We start from the raw sequence: 20,063 nt of genomic DNA on the forward strand, positions 1-20,063 counted from the left end.
TGTTGCTGTAATCCACATACTCGATCCTCAAGACCGTCACCTCTGACGCGGTAGCGCGGGGGTCGCAGGAGGCACCGTGCTCACCGCGTTCGCCCGGGCGTTCAAGACGCCCGACCTGCGCAAGAAGCTGCTCTTCACACTCGGCATCATCGTGGTCTACCGCTTCGGGGCGCACATCCCGTTGCCCGGTGTGAGTTACACGAATGTTCAGGCGTGTCTGGACCAGGCCGGAACCGGCGGTCTGATGGGCCTGATGCAGATGTTCAGCGGTGGCGCGCTGCTGCAGGTCACCATCTTCGCGCTGGGCATCATGCCGTACATCACGGCGAGCATCATTCTGCAGCTGCTGACGGTGGTGATCCCGCGCCTGGAGGCCCTCAAGAAGGAGGGTCAGTCGGGCCAGGCGAAGATCACCCAGTACACCCGCTATCTGACGGTCGCCCTCGCACTGCTGCAGGGCACCGGTCTGGTGGCCACCGCCCGCAGCGGCGCGCTGTTCCCCGGCTGCCCGCAGGCCAGCCAGATCGTCCCGGACCAGTCGATCTTCGTGACCGTCACCATGGTCATCACGATGACCGCCGGTACGGCCACCGTCATGTGGCTCGGTGAGCTCATCACCGACCGCGGCATCGGCAACGGCATGTCGATCCTGATGTTCATCTCGATCGCCGCCGGCTTCCCGAGCGCGCTGTGGGCCATCAAGCAGCAGGGTGACCTGGCGAACGGCTGGATCGAGTTCGGCATCGTGATCCTGGTGGGCCTCTTCATGGTCGGCCTGGTGGTCTTCGTCGAGCAGGCCCAGCGCCGTATCCCGGTCCAGTACGCGAAGCGCATGATCGGCCGCAGGTCGTACGGCGGCACGTCCACGTACATCCCGCTGAAGGTCAATCAGGCGGGCATCATCCCGGTCATCTTCGCCTCGTCGCTGCTCTACATCCCGGCGCTGATCGTGCAGTTCTCCGGCTCGACGGCCGGCTGGGCGCAGTGGGTGTCGAACAACCTGGCCGACAGCGCGGCGACGCCGCACCTGATCCTGTACTTCCTGTTGATCGTGTTCTTCGCCTTCTTCTATGTGGCGATCTCGTTCAACCCCGAGGAAGTCGCCGACAACATGAAGAAGTATGGTGGCTTCATTCCGGGCATCCGGGCCGGTCGTCCGACGGCCGAGTACCTGAGCTACGTGCTCAACCGGATCACCTGGCCGGGGTCGCTGTACCTGGGCCTGATCGCTCTTGTGCCGACAATGGCGTTGGCGGGCTTCGGCGCGAACCAGAACTTCCCGTTCGGCGGGACGAGCATCCTGATCATCGTGGGTGTGGGTCTGGAGACCGTGAAGCAGATCGAGAGCCAGCTCCAGCAGCGCAATTACGAAGGGTTCCTCCGCTGATGCGTATCGTCCTCGTCGGACCGCCCGGTGCGGGCAAGGGAACGCAGGCCGCGTTCCTCGCCAGGGACCTCGCGATCCCGCACATCTCCACGGGCGACCTCTTCCGTGCCAACATCAGCCAGGGCACCGAGCTCGGCAAGCGGGCCAAGGCGATCATCGACTCCGGTGAGCTGATGCCGGACGAGGTCACCATCGACATGGCCAAGGACCGGATGGAGCAGCCGGACGCCGCGGGCGGCTTCCTGCTCGACGGGTTCCCGCGGAACGTTGCGCAGGCCGAGGCCCTCGACCAGATCCTCAAGGCCGCCGGGCAGCAGCTCGACGCGGTGCTGGACCTGGAGGTGCCCGAGGACGAGATCGTCAAGCGCATCGCCGGGCGACGCGTCTGCCACCAGGACAACGCGCACGTCTACCACGTGACGTACAGCCCGCCGAAGGTCGAGGGCGTCTGCGACGTCTGCGGCGGCGAGCTGTTCCAGCGCGATGACGACAGCGAGCAGACGGTGCGCAGGCGGCTGGACGTCTACCACGACCAGACCGAGCCGATCATCGACCACTACCGGTCCCAGGGCCTGGTGGTCACCATCTCCGCGCTCGGCGAGGTCGCCGACGTCACCGAGCGGGCGATGGCGGCGCTGAAGCAGCAGTCCGACGCGGGCTGAGCGGCGCACTCGTACGTCCCACACGGCCGCGGTGACCGAACAGTCACCGCGGCCGTAGTGTTGAACAGGCGAGCAGCGAGCAGCGAGCAGCGGACAGAGCAGCACGCAGAGCAGCACGCAGAGCAGCACGCAGAGCAGAGCAGCAGGCAGGGCGGCGTCGCAGCGGCGCGGCAGTGATCGTGACCCCGGAAGGTACGCAGGACATGGTGGAGATCAAGACTCCCGAGCAGATCGCCAAGATGCGCGCGGCGGGACTGGTCGTCGCCGCCATCCACCAGGCCACCCGCGCGGCGGCCGTACCCGGCGCCACCACCAAGGACCTGGACGACGTGGCGCGCAAGGTGCTGGCCGAGCACGACGCGAAGTCGAACTTCCTCGGGTACGGCGGCTTCCCCGCCACGATCTGCACGTCCGTGAACCAGGTCGTGGTGCACGGCATCCCGGACCAGGAGACCGTCCTCAAGGACGGCGACATCATCTCGATCGACGCGGGAGCGATCATCGACGGCTGGCACGGTGACGCGGCGTACACCGCGTTCGTCGGTTCCGGGCACGCGCCCGAGCTGGTGGAGCTGTCACGGGTCACCGAGGAGTCGATGTGGGCCGGGCTCGCGGCCATGAGGCAGGGCAACCGCCTCGTCGACATCTCCAAGGCCGTCGAGTCCTACATCCGCCGCCAGCCCCGCCCGGCCTCCGGCAAGTACGGCATCATCCAGGACTACGGCGGCCACGGCATCGGCAGCCAGATGCACATGGAACCGCACGTCCTGAACTACGTCGAGCGCCGCCGCGGCCGCGGTCCCAAGCTGGTGCCCGGCATGTGCCTGGCCATCGAGCCGATGGTGAGCCTCGGCACCGCGCGCACCGAGGTGCTGGAAGACGAGTGGACCGTGGAGACCACGGACGGGTCCTGGTCCTCGCACTGGGAGCACTCGATCGCGCTGACCGAGCAGGGCCCGCTGGTGCTGACCGCGCCCGACGGCGGCAAGGCGAAGCTGGCGGAGTACGGGATCACGACCGCGCCCGACCCGCTTGGCTGAACCCTGAGGGTGCGCGGCCTCAGCCCGGTTAACGATCTTGGGTCTGGGGCATCCTTCCCCGATTCGTCTTTCCGGGGGTCGCTGACGTAGACTGACTCGTCGGCTCTCGTGTATTCGCATGCCTGCGTGTATTTGCGCAGGTGCGAACGAAGTCGATCAAGGTAGTCGATTTGAAGGGCGAAGCGTGGCCAAGAAGCAAGGTGCCATCGAGATCGAGGGCACTGTCGTCGAGTCTCTGCCGAACGCCATGTTCAAGGTCGAGCTCCAGAACGGCCACCAGGTCCTGGCACACATCAGCGGCAAGATGCGTATGCACTACATCCGCATCCTCCCTGACGACCGGGTCGTGGTGGAGCTGTCTCCGTACGACCTGACCCGTGGCCGGATCGTCTACCGCTACAAGTAGATCTTGCCTGTGCCCCGCGTCCGCGGGGTGGTGGCACTGACCCGGAGAACCTCACCCAATGAAGGTCAAGCCGAGCGTCAAGAAGATCTGCGACAAGTGCAGGGTGATCCGCCGTCACGGCCGGGTCATGGTGATCTGCGACAACCCGCGCCACAAGCAGCGCCAGGGCTGACGCACCTCCCCATCACTGCATCCGCAGAACTTCGCGCGACGTAAGCGAAATGTACATACGCAGGACCCGTCCCTCTCTGTGATGGAGGGCGACACCCCCGGCTCGGAGGCCGGGGACCCAGTCCGTACCACTGCTTTCGAGGAATCCGAGGAAGCGGTCGGCGGTTGGGAGCGGTGCTGCGGAAGACCTCCGAGAATCAACTGGAGCCATTGAATGGCACGCGTTTCCGGTGTCGACATCCCGCGTGACAAGCGCGTCGAGGTCGCCCTCACCTACGTGTTCGGCATCGGCCGGACTCAGTCCCAGCGGACTCTCGCCGAGACCGGCGTGAACCCCAACACCCGCGTCCGCGACCTGGCCGAAGAGGACCTGGTCAAGATCCGCGAGTACGTGGACGCCAACCTCCGCACCGAGGGTGACCTCCGTCGCGAGATCCAGGCCGACATCCGCCGCAAGGTCGAGATCGGCTGCTACCAGGGTCTGCGTCACCGCCGTGGCCTGCCCGTCCACGGTCAGCGCACCAGCACCAACGCTCGCACCCGTAAGGGCCCGCGTCGCGCCATCGCCGGTAAGAAGAAGCCGGGCAAGAAGTAGTCCTCAGCGGACGACTGTCCACGGTCTTCGCTGTAGGACCGACCACCTCCCTGTAGGAGTAACAGATGCCCCCCAAGGGTCGTCAGGGCGCTACCAAGAAGGTGCGCCGCAAGGAAAAGAAGAACGTCGCTCACGGCCACGCGCACATCAAGAGCACGTTCAACAACACGATCGTGTCCATCACGGACCCGACCGGCAACGTGATCTCGTGGGCCTCCGCGGGTCACGTGGGCTTCAAGGGCTCGCGTAAGTCGACCCCGTTCGCCGCGCAGATGGCCGCCGAGTCGGCCGCGCGTCGCGCGCAGGAGCACGGCATGCGCAAGGTCGACGTCTTCGTCAAGGGTCCCGGCTCCGGCCGTGAGACCGCGATCCGCTCGCTCCAGGCCACCGGCCTTGAGGTCGGCTCGATCCAGGACGTCACCCCGACGCCGCACAACGGCTGCCGTCCGCCGAAGCGCCGCCGCGTCTGACGCGCTTCGGTTGGTCTGAGGTTCCGGGCGGTACGGCTCCTTTGGGTCGTATCGCCCGTACCCTTGTGTAGTACCCCTCGGGCATCAAATAGCGGGTGCCCCTGAATGAAGGAATCCACGCATGCTGATCGCTCAGCGTCCGTCGTTGACCGAAGAGGTCGTCGACGAGTTCCGGTCCCGGTTCGTGATCGAGCCGCTGGAGCCGGGCTTCGGTTACACCCTCGGCAACTCCCTGCGCCGTACGCTCCTCTCCTCGATTCCGGGTGCGGCGGTCACGTCCATCCGCATCGACGGCGTTCTGCACGAGTTCACCACCGTGCCGGGCGTCAAGGAGGACGTCACCGACCTGATCCTCAACATCAAGCAGCTGGTCGTCTCCTCGGAGCACGACGAGCCGGTCGTGATGTACCTGCGCAAGCAGGGTCCGGGTCTGGTCACCGCCGCCGACATCGCGCCCCCGGCCGGTGTCGAGGTGCACAACCCCGACCTGGTCCTCGCCACGCTCAACGGCAAGGGCAAGCTGGAGATGGAGCTGACCGTCGAGCGCGGTCGCGGCTATGTCTCCGCCGTCCAGAACAAGCAGGTGGGCCAGGAGATCGGCCGTATCCCGGTCGACTCCATCTACTCGCCGGTACTCAAGGTCACCTACAAGGTCGAGGCGACCCGTGTCGAGCAGCGCACCGACTTCGACAAGCTGATCGTCGACGTCGAGACCAAGCAGGCCATGCGTCCGCGTGACGCCATGGCGTCGGCCGGTAAGACCCTGGTCGAGCTGTTCGGTCTGGCCCGCGAGCTCAACATCGACGCCGAGGGCATCGACATGGGCCCGTCCCCGACGGACGCCGCCCTGGCCGCTGACCTGGCGCTGCCGATCGAGGAGCTGGAGCTCACGGTCCGCTCGTACAACTGCCTCAAGCGTGAGGGCATCCACTCCGTGGGTGAGCTCGTGGCGCGCTCCGAGGCGGACCTGCTCGACATTCGCAACTTCGGTGCGAAGTCGATCGACGAGGTCAAGATGAAGCTCAACGGCATGGGTCTGGCCCTCAAGGACAGCCCGCCCGGCTTCGACCCGACCGCCGCGGCGGATGCTTTCGGCGCGGATGACGACGCGGACGCGGGCTTCGTCGAGACCGAGCAGTACTGAAATCTTTCCTGAGGCAACCGCCTCAGGGGAACTGACACCGGTACCTCACACGGCCGGTGCAGCAAAGAAGGAGAAAGACCATGCCGAAGCCCGCCAAGGGTGCTCGTCTGGGCGGCAGCGCCGCGCACGAGCGGCACATGCTGGCGAACCTCGCCAGGTCGCTGTTCGAGAACGGCCGCATCACCACCACCGAGGCCAAGGCGCGCCGTCTGCGCCCGGTCGCGGAGCGCCTGATCACCAAGGCGAAGAAGGGCGACATCCACAACCGTCGCCAGGTGCTGCAGACCATCACCGACAAGAGCGTCGTGCACACGCTCTTCACGGAGATCGGCCCGCGGTACGAGAACCGTCCGGGTGGCTACACCCGTATCACCAAGATCGGTAACCGTCGTGGCGACAACGCTCCCATGGCTGTCATCGAGCTGGTCGAGGCGCTGACCGTGCAGCAGACCGCTGTCGGCGAGGCCGAGGCCGCCACCAAGCGTTCCGCCAAGGACGCCGCTGGTGACGAGGCGATCGCGGACCTCAAGAAGGACGAGGCCGTCGAGGACGCCAAGCCCGAGGCTGAGGCCGAGGCCAAGGACGAGGCCAAGGACGCCTGAGCGGCGTTCTCCGGCCGCGTCTCGCGGTTCGTCGGGCGGGCCCGCATCCCTTCGGGGGTGCGGGCCCGTTTCGTTTTGAGAGGATCTACGGGTGAGTGACGAAGTGGAGCCCGGTTTCGTACGGGTGCGGTTGGACCTTTCATACGACGGCCGGGACTTCTCCGGCTGGGCCAAGCAGCGCCAGGGGCAGCGCACCGTGCAGCAGGAGATCGAGGACGCGCTGCGCACGGTGACGCGGTCCCGCGAGACGTACGAACTGACGGTCGCCGGGCGTACGGACAGCGGGGTGCACGCCCGCGGGCAGGTGGCGCATGTCGATCTGCCCGCCGAGCTGTGGGCCGAGCACCAAGGCAAGCTGCTGCGGCGGCTGGCCGGGCGGCTGCCGCACGACGTACGGGTCTGGCGGCTGAGCGAGGCCCCGAGCGGGTTCAACGCGCGGTTCTCGGCGGTCTGGCGGCGGTACGCCTATCGGGTCACCGACCACCCCGGCGGGGTCGATCCGCTGCTGCGCGGTCATGTGCTCTGGCACGACTGGGAGTTGGACGTCGACGCGATGAACGCGGCGTCCGGGAAGCTGCTCGGGGAGCATGACTTCGCGGCGTACTGCAAGAAGCGCGAGGGCGCGACCACCATCCGTACGCTCCAGCGGCTGAGTTGGGAGCGCGGCGCGGACGGGATCATCACGGCGACCGTGCGGGCGGACGCCTTCTGCCACAACATGGTGCGCTCGCTGGTCGGCGCGATGCTGTTCGTGGGCGACGGGCACCGGCCGGTGGACTGGCCCGCGAAGGTGCTGGCGGCGGGCGTGCGGGACTCCGCGGTGCATGTGGTGCGGCCGCACGGGCTGACCCTGGAGGAGGTCGGCTATCCCGCGGACGACCGCCTCGCGGCGCGCAACCTGGAGGCGCGCAACAAGAGGACGCTGCCGGGGCTTGGCTGCTGCTGAGTGCATGTTGGTTCAGGAGGCGTTTGACGAGGGCCGGGGCATATGAGGAAGGGGCACACTCGGTTAGACTGCCGTTCGACAACGCCTCGCATGCGGCGTACGCCGGACCTTGCACCGGTCACCTGTCTTGATGCGGCGCCTTGGAGTCAGTGGGGCTGTCGGGTCGCTGTGACACCTGTCTTGACATCCCCTCTTCTCGCGTCGGCCGTCCATGGAGGGCTGTCCGGTGGTGCCGCCGTGGTCGGATCGGCTGTGACGGAGGAGCAACTTTGAGCAGGGCCAGGAAGCGCTCGGCATCGACGTCGGCCGGACGGGACTCCACGGCGAATGTCAGTCGTCGTTCCGCCCTCGGCCTGGTGGGAGTGGGCAGTCTGCTGACGGTGGGCGGGGCCGCCGCGGGCGTGGCGGGCAGGGATCTCCTGCTGCCCACGTCGACCAAGAGCAGCACAGGTGCCGTCGACCTGGATGTGGGCAATCAGTTCAAGGACCTGGCCGCGCCGACGTACGCGCCGACGGGACGCCGCCCGAGGTATCGGCGGGCGACTTGGAGCGAGCAGTTCCAGCAGGGGCACAAGTGGGAGTCCGGCGGCGACGGTACCGCCTCTTCCACTCCCTTCGACACCGAGGTCTTCACCCGGGGCGACCGCTCGTTCCGGGTCACCACACGCGGCAACGGCGTCCAGTCCTTCGTACGCCACACCGGCATGAAGCGCATGGGCCTGAAGGGCAAGATGCTCCGGCTCGTCTTCCGGGTGGAGGACGTGGCTCATCTGGCGCGCATGGAGTTCTACCTGGGCCGTGGAGACCTGGAGGACCATTTCAGCTGGACCTTCCACCATCACGCGGTCAAGGGCACCAACTACGTACAGTCCGGTGAGTGGGTGACGGTCCACCTGCAGTGGGCAGACGTCACCGGCGCCTCCGGCCGCTTCAAGCTTTCGTCGCGCGGCGAGCCGTCGGTCCAGTCCGACTTCACCGATATGTCGTTCGCGGTGTACGACGACGAGAAGGGACCTGTCACCTACCACCTCCAGGCCGTCGAGGTGGTGCCGGACACCACGGATGTCTTCCCACAAGGCGTCGTCTCGATCACCTTTGACGACTCGCACCGGTCGGTGCACGACCTCGCCCGACCAGTCATGGACCGGTACGGGATGCCGGGCACGCTCTACAACATCGCCGACGCGATAGGCACCGAACCTTTCACGGGCATCGGGCAGATGCGGTCCCTGCAGGACTCGTCCGGCTGGGAGATGGCCGGACACGCGTACGCGCTCAAGGCACATGACACGAGCTATCCGAAGCTCACCGCGAAGCAGGTCGACGACGACTTCCGGAAGCTACGGGAATGGCTGGTGGCAGGCGGTTTCACCAGCGAGCACTTCGCCTATCCGCACGGGGCCTTCGGTAAGACTCGCGATGGGGTGCCCGTCGACCTGCTCGCTGCCCGGCACTTCACCACCGCGCGTTCCATCATCTCCGAGACGACCGAGAGTTTCGCTCCGGCGATGCCGTACCGGCTCAAAGCGTTGACCGGGATCAACGACGGCGCGAAGATCGGCGGTGAGACGCTCGCCGATGTGATCGGGAAGGGCGGCGCACTGGACCGGTGCGCGGGCAGTGGTGACTGGCTTATCCTGTGCCTGCACCGGATCGTCGAGGGTGTTCCGGCGGCGAACACGGAACTGAGCACGGAGGGCCTCGACCGTCTGGTACGAGAGATCGACAAGCGGGACATCGAGGTGCTGACGGTGCAAGAGGCGATGGCGTACTACGCGTGAACCGGAAGTGCCGCCGTCAGAGTCCGCCAGGCTGGGGCGCCTCACGGAATCCGTGAGGCGCCCCAGCCTGGCGGACGTTCCTGACGCGCCGTCAGCGGCGGCGCGCCCGCCTGCGGCTGCGGGCCACTCGGCGGTCATGGCGGCGTCGCTTGATGGAGAGCATCCAACCCAGCACGGTGAGTGTGACGGCGAGGACGGTGAACCCGAGGAGGACGAATTCGACCTGGGTCACTTTCGAGACGGTATAGGCGATGCCCGCGAGAACCGCGCAGGCTCCAAGGCCCTTGAGGGTGTTCATCTATCTCCTGCGCCTGTCTTGCGACTACTTCCAGGCGGAAACGCGAGTCACATAGGACTTCAGAATGGACGAGACGAGCCAGTACGCCCGTACGACGGTGTAGACGAGCTCGGGAACGAGCAGGGCCTCGACGAGCATCGCCTTCCAGCCCAGGTTCCGTACTCGTAGCGCGGGATAGATGATCCAGAACGCGAGCAGGGCCCACAGCACCGGGTGGGTGGACAGGCTGTACTGCGCGGCGGCTATCAGATGGCGGGCACCCCAGATGAAGATGTACGAGAAGCCGAAGAGTCCCAGGATCATCGTGATGATGGAGTGCCAGGTGAATTTGGTCCAGCCGCGGCGGCGCAGCGCGTCCACCGTCCCCCGGCTCCACCGCTCGCGCTGCTGGACCAGCTCACGCAAGGTGGGCATGAGGTCGGTGTACGCGATGCACAGCTGGTTGGCCGTGACCTTCCAGCCGGACTCCTTGAGCGCCAGCGTGGTCTCGTAGTCCTCGACGAGGTTGCGGTGGTCCTCCCAGAACACCTCGCCCCGCCAGTCGATCAAGCCCTGCAGGGCCTCGGCGCGGTAGCAGGAGCCGGCGCCCGACATGGTGTGGATGTCACTGCGATACCGAGAGTTGGCCGCCCGGCCGTACTCGATGATCTGCATGCCGAGCAGAAACCTCTGCCAGGGGTTGCGCCACAGGCCGGTGCGGCCGAGGCACGCCGCGCTGACCCCACCGATCTCAGGGTCGAACGAGAGGACGTTGCGGGCACGCTCGATGAACCGGGAGTGCAGTTCCGTGTCCGCGTCCATGACGAGGACGCTGCCCACACGGCCGTTGAGTCGGCCGCCGACGGTGTTCCTCAGCCAGTCCAGGCCGTAGTTGAGGGCTCCGGCCTTCTTGTGGGGGTTGTCCGGGAAGTTCAGGACGACGGTCGGGGGTGTGCGCTCGTCCTCGGCGAACTGGAGCGCGTAGTCCTCGGTAAGGTCGGTGGAGTTGTTGACCACTACGACGATCAAGTCGGGTCGACGGGACTGCCGGGACAGTGACTCCAGCGAGGTGAGGATCCCGACCTCCTCGTTCCTCGCCGGAACCAGGACGGCAGTCTCGTACGTCATTGCGGTCTGGGCCGAAAAGGTGTGTCCGTATGCTCCACGGCCTCTTCGGTGACGACGGCGGCGCGTCGAGGGCTGGGACTCAGCATCCTCATGCTCCGGGATGATGACGGACAAGACGTTCCCCCCTGCTTCAACTGCTTGAAGACGCCCCCTCCTCACGGGGAGGCACGAAGACCCCACGTGAATATACCGTAAGTATGTCCGATAGCAGGGAGCTTGACCGGGCTGCCAGATCCCTACGGATCGCGTCAGTAGGGAGATTTCGGACTTCGCAGCTGCCCGCTACCGCACCCCGAATGCCTGAAGTCGGACAATCGCGACTAGGGTTGTACGGCTATGACGTGAATAAGGTCACTGCTGAGCGGGGGGCGTTGCGGAGGGTCTCTTGGGAGAGTGCGTCTAAGGTGTGCGTTCGATAACCAGCACTAAAATCTGAGGCATGTTGTGACCCGTCGCCGTAGTGCGCCTCGCCGGGGGCGTAACTTCCTTGTCTTTGCCCTTGCGGTGGCCTTGCTCGCTGCCGCCGGGGTCGTGGCCTACCGGTGGTGGTCAGCGGGTGAGGGGAAGCGGTCCGAGGCGCTCACTGTCCGTTACCGCACCGGAAGCCCGGCAATGACGGACGTCGCCAAACCCTGGCTGGAAGTCATCAACACGTCCGGCAAGGCTGTGGACCTCACAAGCGTCACCCTCCGGTATCACTACACCGCTGATGACGGTGCCGATTTCGCGGCCAACTGCACGCAGACGTCCCTCGACTGCTCCAGCGTCACCCTGCGCACCGTCGCTGCGAGGAAGAACGCTCCCAAGGCCGACCACTATCTGGAGGTCGGCTTCACCGGCGCGGCCGGTTCCTTGAAGCCCAGCGGGACGACCCAAGCGATCGGCCTTCAGCTGTACCGCGTCGATCACAAGAAGCTGAAACAGTCGGACGACTACTCATTCGACGCGCACAGCACGACGTACCAGGAGTCCGAGCGGGTCACGGCCTATCTCGACGGTGCCCAGGTGTGGGGCGTGGGGCCTGGCGGTGAGGCCATTCGTGCCGGCCGGAGCGCCGACCCCCAGCCTGGCGTCGACGCGGTGAGGCCGCCGCCCGCGGGGGTCCTCTTCGATGACTTCGCCTACGTGGGTCCCAAGGACCCGGCGATCTCCTCCAACGGCTGGGTGGTGCGTGGCGGCGAGGGTGGCCCGGGCGTCGAGGACAGCTGGTCGCCGAAGGGGGTCACGTTCCCAGCCGGCGAGGGCGGTGGACAGGCGCTGCGCCTGGAAGCCGGCACGGACGGCAGCGCGGAGGGCACGGTGCAGTCCGAGTTCCGTACCGCACGGCCGGTCTTTGGTGAGGGCACCCTCGTCGCCCGCGTGTACTTCAGCGACGAGCCGGTGAGCGGCAAGGACGGTGATCATGTCTCGCAGTCCTTCTTCGGCGTCTCACCGGACCACAAGTCCCAGAGATACAGCGAACTCGACTTCGAGTACCTGCCGAACGGTGGCTGGGGCCGCTACGGCCCGCTCCTCGACACCACCAGCTGGCGCAGCAGCGACCTGAACGACCTCGGTGCCCGGGCCACCGAGTCCCACCAGGTGAAGTTGGGTGGCTGGCACACGCTGGCCGTGACCGTGGCCTCCGACAAGGTCACCTACTCCGTGGACGGCGAAGCGGTGTTCACCAGTGGAAGCGCGTACGTCCCGAGGGAGCCGATGAGCGTCAACTTCAGCAACTGGTTCATCGACCTTCCGTTCAAGGGGCGGCGTTCCTGGGAGATGAAGGTCGACTGGATGTACTTCAGGTCCGGCGAGGTTGTCTCCCCGGACGATGCGGCGAAGGCCGCGGCCGAGTTCGCGACCGTGGGTACGGGCTACGTGAACACGCTGTCCGGAAGTGACTGACGACGTGGTCGGTGGCATGCGCCTGGATGGACCCACCGGGCGCGGGGAAGGGCCAGGCGGGAGTTCACCTCATCCGTTGACTGCCGCACGGGCCTGCGCCTCACCGCGGTGGTGGATCTGCTGGAAGGCGAACGATGCCAGGTCGTCACCGACGGCGTAGGCCTTCTCGTCGGACGTGGTCACGTTCTTGCCGCTGGTGAAGCCGGTGATGGTGAAGTAGGCGTAGCGGCCGTAGGAGTTGGTGGTCGTACGGCAGACCGAGGTCTGGCAGAAGGCCGGGACTCCGGAGCCGGACAGCACGGAGATGTATCCCTTGTCTGACTGCTCCTTGGCCTGGGTGGCCTGCCTCTCGGTGGCGAAGACGGCGATGCCGACCGTGACCGCGAGGCCGTCGCTGGTGTAGCTGGCGCGGAAGAGCTTCTCGCACTCGTTCTCGGTGAGCACGGAGCCGAGCGGGCCCTGGGTGGCGTCAGCGCAGCCCTTCGCGGTGCTGGTGCGGCCCTTCTTGTAGACGGTGCTGCCCTTGGCGTACTCGGTGCCGGGGAAGAGCGCGTCCGCGCTGAGCGGGGCCTTGTCCTTGTCGGCGCTGGAGATGAACTCCTTCGGGTCCGGCGGAGGCGGGGGCTTGGTCTCCGCGAAGGACGGGGCGGCGGAGGTGGTGCTGCTCGGCAGCGCCTCGGATGTGGGCAGGCTGCCCCTGGGCTTGCCCGTCGCGTCGGCACCGCTGTTCGCCGATACGACGGCGGCGGCGACGATGGAAGCCACCGCTGCGGTAGCCAGGGTGCCGCAGCTGATGATCAGCAGCTTGCGGCGCCGGGCGCGCGCCTCGGACGCCTCGGCGAGCGCGGCCCAGTCGGGGGTCGGGCCGCCGGGGAGCCCGTTCCGCTGTCCGCCATGCCGGCCGCGGCCGGGGGTCGGGGCTCCCCGCGGTCCCCCGGGCCCCACTGTGGCCCCCCTCGCCCAAGACTCATGGACCGCATCCTAGGTGTTGTCTCCGGGGCACGGGGGCGTGTTGCGCGGGGGCGACGTGACACCTGCGAACCAAAGCCTCGTACTTCGCGGGTCCCGAGAAGGTTCGCTACAGCGGTCTCCCGCCGTCCGATCTCGACAGGGCCAGATCGGGTCAGCTATCGACGCTCCGGTTTCGATCGGCGAGCGATCAGCTGCGAACGCTTGAATCCTCACGATCGGGTGACCTGCGAGGTCCGGGACAGGCCATAGCCTGATCGCAGTGAGTTCCGGCCCGCCAGGTGTTCTGGGGTGGCTCCCGCGCCCTGGCCCGGCGGAGGGGCGCCGGGTGGGCGGCCGCACTGCGGGTGTGCGGCATCAGGCGGCGCAGCCGGTACTCCGCACGGGGGCTCGGCGGCCTGGAGTGAGGATCGCGTGGCCCTGTGTGCAGGTGGGGGCGGGGCGGACCTTCCTGGAAACGGGTCACGCGGTGTCCGCCGGCCGTGTGTCCGGGAGATCCTGCCGAGTGCGGGCGCACCCCGGACGGCGGGTAGGATGTCCGCTGGCAGTGCCGTGAGGCATGCGCGCGTTTTGACCCTGGCGGGTCGGCGCGGGTATTCTGCCATTTCGTTATGTGTATTGGCTTTCTCATTCTCACGTGAGGGGCCCTTACACCGGCCCACCGGGCCGATGACCAGCGGCAGGACTCGGTTGCGTCGCCGATGTCCGCCAGGGCTGTCGTACATCGTCCGTGGTGGCCTTGTCAGGACCCACTCACTGAAGAAGCGAAGGCTACGACCGTGCGTACGTACAGCCCCAAGCCCGGCGATGTCACTCGCCAGTGGCACATCATCGACGCGCAGGACATCGTCCTGGGCCGTCTGGCGACTACGGCAGCGAACCTCCTCCGGGGCAAGCACAAGCCGACCTACGCCCCCCACATGGACATGGGCGACTTCGTCATCATCATCAACGCCGACAAGGTTCACCTGTCCGGCAACAAGAAGACCCAGAAGATGGCGTACCGCCACTCCGGCTACCCGGGCGGCCTCCGCTCGGTGCGCTACGACGAGCTGCTCGACAAGAACCCCGAGAAGGCCGTCGAGAAGGCCATCAAGGGCATGATCCCCAAGAACACCCTGGGTCGTCAGATGCTCTCGAAGCTGAAGATCTACTCGGGCGACCAGCACCCGCACGCTGCCCAGCAGCCGGTGCCGTTCGAGATCACCCAGGTCGCGCAGTAGTTCCGGCCACAGCCCCTAAGACGTAGAGAAAGATCTGAGGAGAATCGTGGCCGAGACCACCGTTGAGCAGCCGGTCGAAGAGACCGAGATCGCTGACGTCGAGCAGTACACGACCGAGTCCGAGGCCCCCGTCGAGGGCGAGTACACCTCGGAGTCGATGGCCTCCGCGTTCGGCGAGCCGCAGCCGGCCGCCGGCCTGGGCCGTCGCAAGAACGCCATCGCCCGCGTCCGGATCGTTCCGGGCAGCGGCAAGTGGAAGGTCAACGGGCGCACGCTCGAGGACTACTTCCCGAACAAGGTCCACCAGCAGGAAGTCAACGAGCCCTTCAAGGTGCTCGAGCTGGACGGCCGCTACGACGTCATCGCCCGCATCTCGGGCGGCGGCGTCTCCGGTCAGGCCGGTGCGCTCCGCCTCGGCGTCGCCCGCGCGCTGAACGAGGCCGACGTGGACAACAACCGCGGCCCGCTCAAGAAGGCCGGTTACCTGAAGCGTGACGACCGCGCGGTCGAGCGCAAGAAGGCCGGTCTCAAGAAGGCCCGTAAGGCTCCGCAGTACAGCAAGCGCTAATCGCTGGCTGCTCTGCCCGGACCCCCCGACCGGGGGTCCGGTCGTTCGCCCCGGCGGCACGCTGTGTGCCGCCGGGGCGTTCGCGTTACGCGACCCTGGGCAGGCGCACATCAGCGGCCTCGCCCATTCGGAGTTATTTCGGAGGACATCAGTGGGACGACTCTTCGGCACGGACGGTGTACGCGGTGTCGCCAACGCGGATCTGACGGCCGAGCTCGCGCTCGGACTCTCCGTGGCGGCGGCGCATGTACTCGCCGAGGCGGGCAGCTTCGATGGCCATCGGCCGGTGGCCGTGGTCGGCCGTGACCCGCGCGCGTCCGGGGAGTTCCTGGAGGCCGCGGTGGTCGCGGGCCTGGCCAGCGCGGGCGTGGACGTCCTGCGCGTCGGCGTGCTGCCGACCCCCGCGGTGGCGTACCTCACCGGCGCGCTCGGCGCCGACCTCGGCGTGATGCTCTCCGCGAGCCACAACGCCATGCCGGACAACGGCGTCAAGTTCTTCGCCCGCGGCGGGCACAAGCTCGCCGACGAGCTGGAGGACCGCATCGAGGCCCTGTACGAGGAGCACCGCACCGGTGAGCCCTGGCAGCGCCCGACGGGCGCCGCCGTCGGCCGGGTCCGCGCGTACGACGAGGGCTTCGACCAGTACATCGCGCACCTCATCGGGGTGCTCCCGAACCGTCTCGACGGCCTGAAGATCGTCCTCGACGAGGCGCACGGCGCGGCGGCCCGCGTCTCGCCCGAGGCCTTCGCGCGCGCCGGGGCCGAGGTCGTCACCATCGGCGCCGAGCCGGACGGCCTCAACATCAACGACGGCTGCGGCTCCACCCACCTGGACCTGCTGAAGGCCGCGGTCGTCGAGCACGGCGCCGACCTCGGCGTCGCCCACGACGGCGACGCCGACCGCTGCCTGGCCGTGGACCACACCGGCACCGAGGTCGACGGCGACCAGATCCTCGCCGTGCTCGCCCTCGCGATGCGCGAGCGGGACGTCCTGCGCGAGAACACCGTCGTCGCCACCGTCATGTCGAACCTGGGCTTCAAGCTCGCCATGGAGCGCGAGGGCGTCGGCCTGGTCCAGACCGCCGTCGGCGACCGGTACGTCCTGGAGTCCATGAAGGAGCGCGGCTACGCGCTCGGCGGCGAGCAGTCAGGACACGTGATCATCCTCGATCACGCGACGACCGGCGACGGCACCCTCACCGGGCTGATGCTCGCGGCCCGCGTCGCGTCCACCGGGCGGCGTCTTGCGGACCTCGCCTCGGTGATGGAGAAGCTGCCGCAGGTGCTCATCAACGTCCCCGACGTCGACAAGTCCCGCGTCGGCACCTCCGGCGAGCTGGCCGCGGCGGTCGCCGACGCGGAGCGCGAACTGGGCGCCACCGGGCGGGTGCTGCTGCGGCCCTCCGGGACCGAGCCGCTGGTGCGGGTGATGGTGGAGGCCGCGGACATCGAGCAGGCGCAGTCGGTCGCGGGGCGGCTGGCGGATGTGGTGAAGTCCGCGCTTGGGTGAGCCTGTTCTGTTCTGTTCTGTGTTGTGCTGGCGCCGTCTTGTCTGGTTGTTCCGGGCGGGGCGGCGTCAGAGTTTGCGCAGGCTTAGGCGCTGCACCTTGTGGTCGGGGCCCTTGCGGACGACCAGCGTGGCGCGGCCGCGGGTCGGCGCGACGTTCTCCATCAGGTTCGGCTTGTTGACGGTGCGCCACATCGTGCGGGCGTAGTCGAGCGCCTCCTCCTCCGAGACCGCGGTGTGCCGGTGGAAGTACGAGTCAGGGTTCTGGAACGCCGTCTGGCGGAGCTGCTTGAAGCGGTTGAGGTACCAGTTCTCGATATCGTCGGCCTTGGCGTCCACGTACACGCTGAAGTCGAAATAATCGGCCAGACCGACCCTGGTGCGGCCGTCCTTGCCGGGCAGCGCGGGCTGGAGGACGTTCAGGCCCTCCACGATGAGGATGTCCGGGCGGCGCACGGTCAGCCGCTGGCCGGGGACGATGTCGTAGATCAGGTGCGAGTAGACCGGGGCGGTGACCTCGTCCTTGCCCGCCTTGATGTCGGCCACGAAACGGGTCAGGGCCCGTCGGTCGTACGACTCGGGGAAGCCCTTCCGGGACATCAGCCCGCGAGCCTTCAGCTCCTTCATCGGCAGCAGGAAGCCGTCCGTGGTGACCAGCTCGACCCGCGGGTGCTCGGGCCAGCGGGCCAGCAGCGCCTGCAACAGGCGGGCGACCGTGGACTTGCCGACCGCCACCGAGCCCGCGACGCCTATCACGAACGGCGTGCCGTGCTGGGTGCCGTGGCCGTTGCCCGCGTCGCCCAGGAAGGTGTTCAGAGCGCCGCGCAGGCCGTCGGTCGCGCCGACGTACAGGTTGAGCAGCCGGGACAGCGGCAGATAGACGTCCCGGACCTCGTCGAGGTCGATGACGTCCCCCAGACCGCGCAGCCGCTCCACCTCGCTCGCGGTGAGCGGCAGCGGAGTCTTGTCGCGCAGGGCGCTCCACTCGGTGCGGGTCAGATCGACGTACGGCGTCGAGTCCGCGCGGCGGTGGGCACTGCGGGGCGGCGAAGTGATCACCCTTCATTGTGTCGGCTCGGCGGCGCGTATGGCGGGTGGGGTACGTCACGTGGGTGTGGGTGTGGGTGTGGGTGTGGCTGTGGGTGCGGGTGCGGGTGCGGGTGCGGGCTGGGGGGCGCTGGTCGCCGTAGGCTGCGGGGGGACCGGCTGTGTGGAGACCGGCTGTGTGGAGAGAGTGAGAGCACGTGATCATCGGGGTGGGGATCGACGTCGCGGAGATCGAGCGGTTCCGGGTCTCCCTGGACCGCACGCCGGGGCTCGCGGACCGGCTTTTCGTGGAGCGTGAGCTGCTGCTGCCCAGCGGTGAGCGGCGCGGCGCCGCCTCGCTCGCCGCGCGCTTCGCCGCGAAGGAGGCGCTGGCCAAGGCGCTGGGCGCGCCCGCGGGGCTGCTCTGGACCGACGCGGAGGTCTACGTCGAGGACAGCGGGCAGCCGCGGCTGCGGGTGCGGGGGAGTGTGGCGCGGCGGGCCGCGGAGCTCGGGGTGCGGAGCTGGCATGTCTCGCTGAGCCATGACGCGGGGGTGGCTTCTGCGGTGGTGGTGGCGGAGGGGTAGGGGGCGGAGGGGCCGTCGTTTGCGTTGGCTGCCGGTTCGGGGTGGCTGGCCGTTTGCCGGTTCGGGGTGGCTGCCTGTTGTGGTCAGCGCTCGACACGGGGTGACTGTGCGGCAGACTCTGGTTCATGCGTACTGCGTACTGCGTGGAGACGGTCAGGGCCGCTGAGCGGGAGCTGATGGCACGGCTGCCGGAGGGGGCGCTGATGCGGCGCGCGGCGGCCGGGCTCGCCGCCGCCTGCGCGGAGCTGCTGGGGCGGGTGTACGGGTCGCGGGTCGCGCTGCTCGTCGGCAGCGGGGACAACGGGGGCGACGCGCTGTACGCGGGCGCGCGGCTGGCGCGGCGCGGCGCTGGGGTGACGGCGGTGCTGCTCGCGCCGGAGCGTACGCATGGCGGCGGGCTCGCGGCGTTGCGGGCGGCGGGGGGCGGGGTGGTCTCCGCGGCCGCGGCCGTGGCGGGGGAGGTGCTGGGGCGGGCTGATCTCGTCGTCGACGGGATCGTCGGGATCGGCGGGCGGGGCGGGCTGCGGCCCGACGCGGCGCGGCTGGCCGCGCTCGCTGCGGAGTCCCGCGCGACCGTCGTCGCCGTGGACCTGCCGAGCGGGGTCGAGGCGGACACGGGGGAGGTGCGGGGGGCCGCGGTGCGCGCGGACGCCACGGTGACGTTCGGGGCGTACAAGCCGGGGCTGCTCGTCGATCCGGCGCGGACGTACGCGGGCGCGGTCCGGCTCGTCGACATCGGGCTGTCGCTGCCGGGCGCGCCGGACGCGGAGGCGTTGCAGTACGCCGACGTGGCCGCGCTGCTGCCCGAGCCGGGTGCGGCGAGCGACAAGTACCGGCGCGGTGTCGTCGGCATCGCGGCGGGGTCGGCGCGCTACCCCGGCGCGGGGGTGCTCGCGGTGGCGGGGGCGGTGCGGGGCGGGGCCGGGGCCGTGCGGTTCGTGGGGCCGGGGGCGGTGGGGGACGCGGTGCTCGCCCGGTATCCGGAGGCTCTGGTCTCTTCGGGGCCGCCGTCCAAGGCGGGGCGGGTGCAGGCCTGGGTGGTCGGGCCGGGGCTGGGGGACGACGCCTCGCGGCTCGGGGACGTGCTGGAGAGCGATGTGCCGGTGCTGATCGACGCGGACGGGTTGCGGCACGCCGACCCGGCGGCGGTGCGGGCGCGCGGGGCGCGTGGGGCGCGTGGGGTGCCGACGGTGCTTACGCCGCATGCGGGGGAGGCGGCGGCGCTGCTGGGGGTGGCGCGGGATGAGGTCGAGGGGGCGCGGTGGTGGGCGGTGCGGGAGCTGGCGGGGGTGTATGGGGCGACGGTGCTGCTGAAGGGGGCGACGACGTTGGTGGCGGGGGCTGATGGGGGCCGCCGCTGCTCGGTTCGGGTGAACCCGACGGGGACGCCGTGGCTCGCTACGGCGGGGAGCGGGGACGTGCTGTCGGGGCTCGCGGGGTCGTTGCTGGCGGCGGGGCTCGGGGCGGGGGACGCGGCGTCGGTGGCGGCGTACTTGCACGGGCTGGCGGCGCGGTTCGCGGCGGGGGGTGCGGGGGCGGGGGGTGCGCCGGTGGGGGCGCTGGAGGTGGCGGAGGCGATCGGCGACGCCTGGCGCGACGTCCGCCGCTGAGCGTTCTGTTCGTTGTGGGTCGGGGGTGGGGGGGGGGGTACGTGCTCACGGCGACTGATAACCCGGAAGCTGCGAAC

At 68.6% G+C, this 20,063-nt stretch carries 21 protein-coding genes; 17 read left to right on the forward strand and 4 right to left on the reverse strand.

The annotated features are described in order from the left end of the window. Positions 1-76: 76 nt before the first annotated feature. The 11 genes from secY (at position 77) to ACX6XY_RS15925 (ending at position 9,204) form a co-directional block, all read left to right on the forward strand. On the forward strand, positions 77-1,387 hold the full coding sequence (gene secY / locus ACX6XY_RS15875) for a preprotein translocase subunit SecY (protein ID WP_460330743.1): 1,311 nt from the start codon (positions 77-79) through the stop codon (positions 1,385-1,387). Continuing rightward, on the forward strand, positions 1,387-2,049 hold the full coding sequence (locus tag ACX6XY_RS15880) for an adenylate kinase (RefSeq protein ID WP_460330746.1): 663 nt from the start codon (positions 1,387-1,389) through the stop codon (positions 2,047-2,049). Before secY ends, ACX6XY_RS15880 begins: the two co-directional genes overlap by 1 nt. Before the next feature lie 203 nt (positions 2,050-2,252). Next, positions 2,253-3,089: a type I methionyl aminopeptidase gene (gene map, locus ACX6XY_RS15885; protein ID WP_460330749.1), complete on the forward strand. Its 837-nt coding sequence runs from the start codon at positions 2,253-2,255 to the stop codon at positions 3,087-3,089. A 184-nt stretch (positions 3,090-3,273) separates the two neighbouring features. Further along, positions 3,274-3,495: a translation initiation factor IF-1 gene (gene infA / locus ACX6XY_RS15890; protein WP_003948620.1), complete on the forward strand. Its 222-nt coding sequence runs from the start codon at positions 3,274-3,276 to the stop codon at positions 3,493-3,495. A gap of 58 nt (positions 3,496-3,553) precedes the next feature. Further along, positions 3,554-3,667, forward strand: a complete 114-nt coding sequence (gene rpmJ / locus ACX6XY_RS15895; protein ID WP_003974245.1) for a 50S ribosomal protein L36 — start codon at positions 3,554-3,556, stop codon at positions 3,665-3,667. A gap of 213 nt (positions 3,668-3,880) precedes the next feature. Continuing rightward, complete coding sequence (gene rpsM, locus ACX6XY_RS15900) at positions 3,881-4,261, forward strand: 30S ribosomal protein S13 (protein WP_460330754.1); 381 nt, start codon at positions 3,881-3,883, stop codon at positions 4,259-4,261. A 65-nt stretch (positions 4,262-4,326) separates the two neighbouring features. Then, the gene (gene rpsK / locus ACX6XY_RS15905; protein WP_007443997.1) at positions 4,327-4,731 is read left to right on the forward strand and encodes a 30S ribosomal protein S11; all 405 of its coding nucleotides are present in this window, start codon (positions 4,327-4,329) and stop codon (positions 4,729-4,731) included. Between the two features lie 121 nt (positions 4,732-4,852). Beyond that, a complete protein-coding gene (locus tag ACX6XY_RS15910; protein WP_016645160.1) occupies positions 4,853-5,875 on the forward strand; it encodes a DNA-directed RNA polymerase subunit alpha in 1,023 nt (340 codons plus the stop codon). Between the two features lie 80 nt (positions 5,876-5,955). Beyond that, complete coding sequence (rplQ, locus tag ACX6XY_RS15915; RefSeq protein WP_460330758.1) at positions 5,956-6,477, forward strand: 50S ribosomal protein L17; 522 nt, start codon at positions 5,956-5,958, stop codon at positions 6,475-6,477. A gap of 91 nt (positions 6,478-6,568) precedes the next feature. Then, positions 6,569-7,423 carry a tRNA pseudouridine(38-40) synthase TruA gene (truA, locus tag ACX6XY_RS15920; RefSeq protein WP_460330761.1) on the forward strand — a complete coding sequence of 285 codons (855 nt, stop codon included), beginning with the start codon at positions 6,569-6,571 and terminating at the stop codon, positions 7,421-7,423. 269 nt (positions 7,424-7,692) lie between these two features. Continuing rightward, positions 7,693-9,204 (forward strand): polysaccharide deacetylase family protein, encoded by a 1,512-nt coding sequence (locus ACX6XY_RS15925; RefSeq protein WP_460330764.1) that lies wholly within the window; start codon positions 7,693-7,695, stop codon positions 9,202-9,204. Positions 9,205-9,295: 91 nt separating this feature from the next. Here the strand turns inward: ACX6XY_RS15925 and ACX6XY_RS15930 are convergent, their stop codons facing one another. Both ACX6XY_RS15930 and ACX6XY_RS15935 read right to left on the reverse strand, forming a co-directional pair. Next, on the reverse strand, positions 9,296-9,502 hold the full coding sequence (locus ACX6XY_RS15930) for a hypothetical protein (RefSeq protein WP_460330766.1): 207 nt from the start codon (positions 9,500-9,502) through the stop codon (positions 9,296-9,298). A 24-nt stretch (positions 9,503-9,526) separates the two neighbouring features. Next, the gene (locus tag ACX6XY_RS15935) at positions 9,527-10,609 is read right to left on the reverse strand and encodes a glycosyltransferase family 2 protein (RefSeq protein WP_460330769.1); all 1,083 of its coding nucleotides are present in this window, start codon (positions 10,607-10,609) and stop codon (positions 9,527-9,529) included. 444 nt (positions 10,610-11,053) lie between these two features. Between ACX6XY_RS15935 and ACX6XY_RS15940 the strand changes: the two genes are divergently transcribed. Further along, entirely contained in the window at positions 11,054-12,496 is a 1,443-nt protein-coding gene (locus ACX6XY_RS15940; RefSeq protein WP_460330772.1) for a cellulose binding domain-containing protein, read from the forward strand. Positions 12,497-12,565: 69 nt separating this feature from the next. Here the strand turns inward: ACX6XY_RS15940 and ACX6XY_RS15945 are convergent, their stop codons facing one another. Further along, a complete protein-coding gene (locus ACX6XY_RS15945) occupies positions 12,566-13,441 on the reverse strand; it encodes a hypothetical protein (protein WP_460330775.1) in 876 nt (291 codons plus the stop codon). A gap of 803 nt (positions 13,442-14,244) precedes the next feature. Between ACX6XY_RS15945 and rplM the strand changes: the two genes are divergently transcribed. From rplM to glmM, 3 genes are all read left to right on the forward strand, one after another. Further along, a complete protein-coding gene (rplM, locus tag ACX6XY_RS15950; RefSeq protein ID WP_460330778.1) occupies positions 14,245-14,688 on the forward strand; it encodes a 50S ribosomal protein L13 in 444 nt (147 codons plus the stop codon). A gap of 46 nt (positions 14,689-14,734) precedes the next feature. Next, positions 14,735-15,256, forward strand: coding sequence for a 30S ribosomal protein S9 (rpsI, locus tag ACX6XY_RS15955; protein ID WP_460330780.1), 522 nt, complete (start codon positions 14,735-14,737; stop codon positions 15,254-15,256). A gap of 151 nt (positions 15,257-15,407) precedes the next feature. Further along, a complete protein-coding gene (gene glmM / locus ACX6XY_RS15960; RefSeq protein WP_460330783.1) occupies positions 15,408-16,766 on the forward strand; it encodes a phosphoglucosamine mutase in 1,359 nt (452 codons plus the stop codon). 66 nt (positions 16,767-16,832) lie between these two features. Here the strand turns inward: glmM and coaA are convergent, their stop codons facing one another. Then, positions 16,833-17,822 (reverse strand): type I pantothenate kinase, encoded by a 990-nt coding sequence (gene coaA / locus ACX6XY_RS15965; RefSeq protein ID WP_460330786.1) that lies wholly within the window; start codon positions 17,820-17,822, stop codon positions 16,833-16,835. A gap of 185 nt (positions 17,823-18,007) precedes the next feature. Between coaA and ACX6XY_RS15970 the strand changes: the two genes are divergently transcribed. Further along, on the forward strand, positions 18,008-18,376 hold the full coding sequence (locus tag ACX6XY_RS15970) for a holo-ACP synthase (protein ID WP_460330788.1): 369 nt from the start codon (positions 18,008-18,010) through the stop codon (positions 18,374-18,376). Positions 18,377-18,501: 125 nt separating this feature from the next. Beyond that, positions 18,502-19,986 (forward strand): NAD(P)H-hydrate dehydratase, encoded by a 1,485-nt coding sequence (locus ACX6XY_RS15975; RefSeq protein WP_460330791.1) that lies wholly within the window; start codon positions 18,502-18,504, stop codon positions 19,984-19,986. Positions 19,987-20,063 lie beyond the last annotated feature (77 nt).

The sequence above is a fragment of the Streptomyces sp. O3 genome (assembly GCF_054788135.1).

Coding starts and splice junctions, on each gene's coding strand:
- ACX6XY_RS15880 (WP_460330746.1), top strand. CDS start 1,387: ATGCGTATCGTCCTCGTCGGACCGCCCGGTGCGGGCAAGGGAACGCAG.
- map (WP_460330749.1), top strand. CDS start 2,253: ATGGTGGAGATCAAGACTCCCGAGCAGATCGCCAAGATGCGCGCGGCG.
- rpmJ (WP_003974245.1), top strand. CDS start 3,554: ATGAAGGTCAAGCCGAGCGTCAAGAAGATCTGCGACAAGTGCAGGGTG.
- rpsM (WP_460330754.1), top strand. CDS start 3,881: ATGGCACGCGTTTCCGGTGTCGACATCCCGCGTGACAAGCGCGTCGAG.
- rpsK (WP_007443997.1), top strand. CDS start 4,327: ATGCCCCCCAAGGGTCGTCAGGGCGCTACCAAGAAGGTGCGCCGCAAG.
- ACX6XY_RS15910 (WP_016645160.1), top strand. CDS start 4,853: ATGCTGATCGCTCAGCGTCCGTCGTTGACCGAAGAGGTCGTCGACGAG.
- rplQ (WP_460330758.1), top strand. CDS start 5,956: ATGCCGAAGCCCGCCAAGGGTGCTCGTCTGGGCGGCAGCGCCGCGCAC.
- ACX6XY_RS15930 (WP_460330766.1), bottom strand. CDS start 9,502: ATGAACACCCTCAAGGGCCTTGGAGCCTGCGCGGTTCTCGCGGGCATC.
- ACX6XY_RS15935 (WP_460330769.1), bottom strand. CDS start 10,609: ATGACGTACGAGACTGCCGTCCTGGTTCCGGCGAGGAACGAGGAGGTC.
- ACX6XY_RS15975 (WP_460330791.1), top strand. CDS start 18,502: ATGCGTACTGCGTACTGCGTGGAGACGGTCAGGGCCGCTGAGCGGGAG.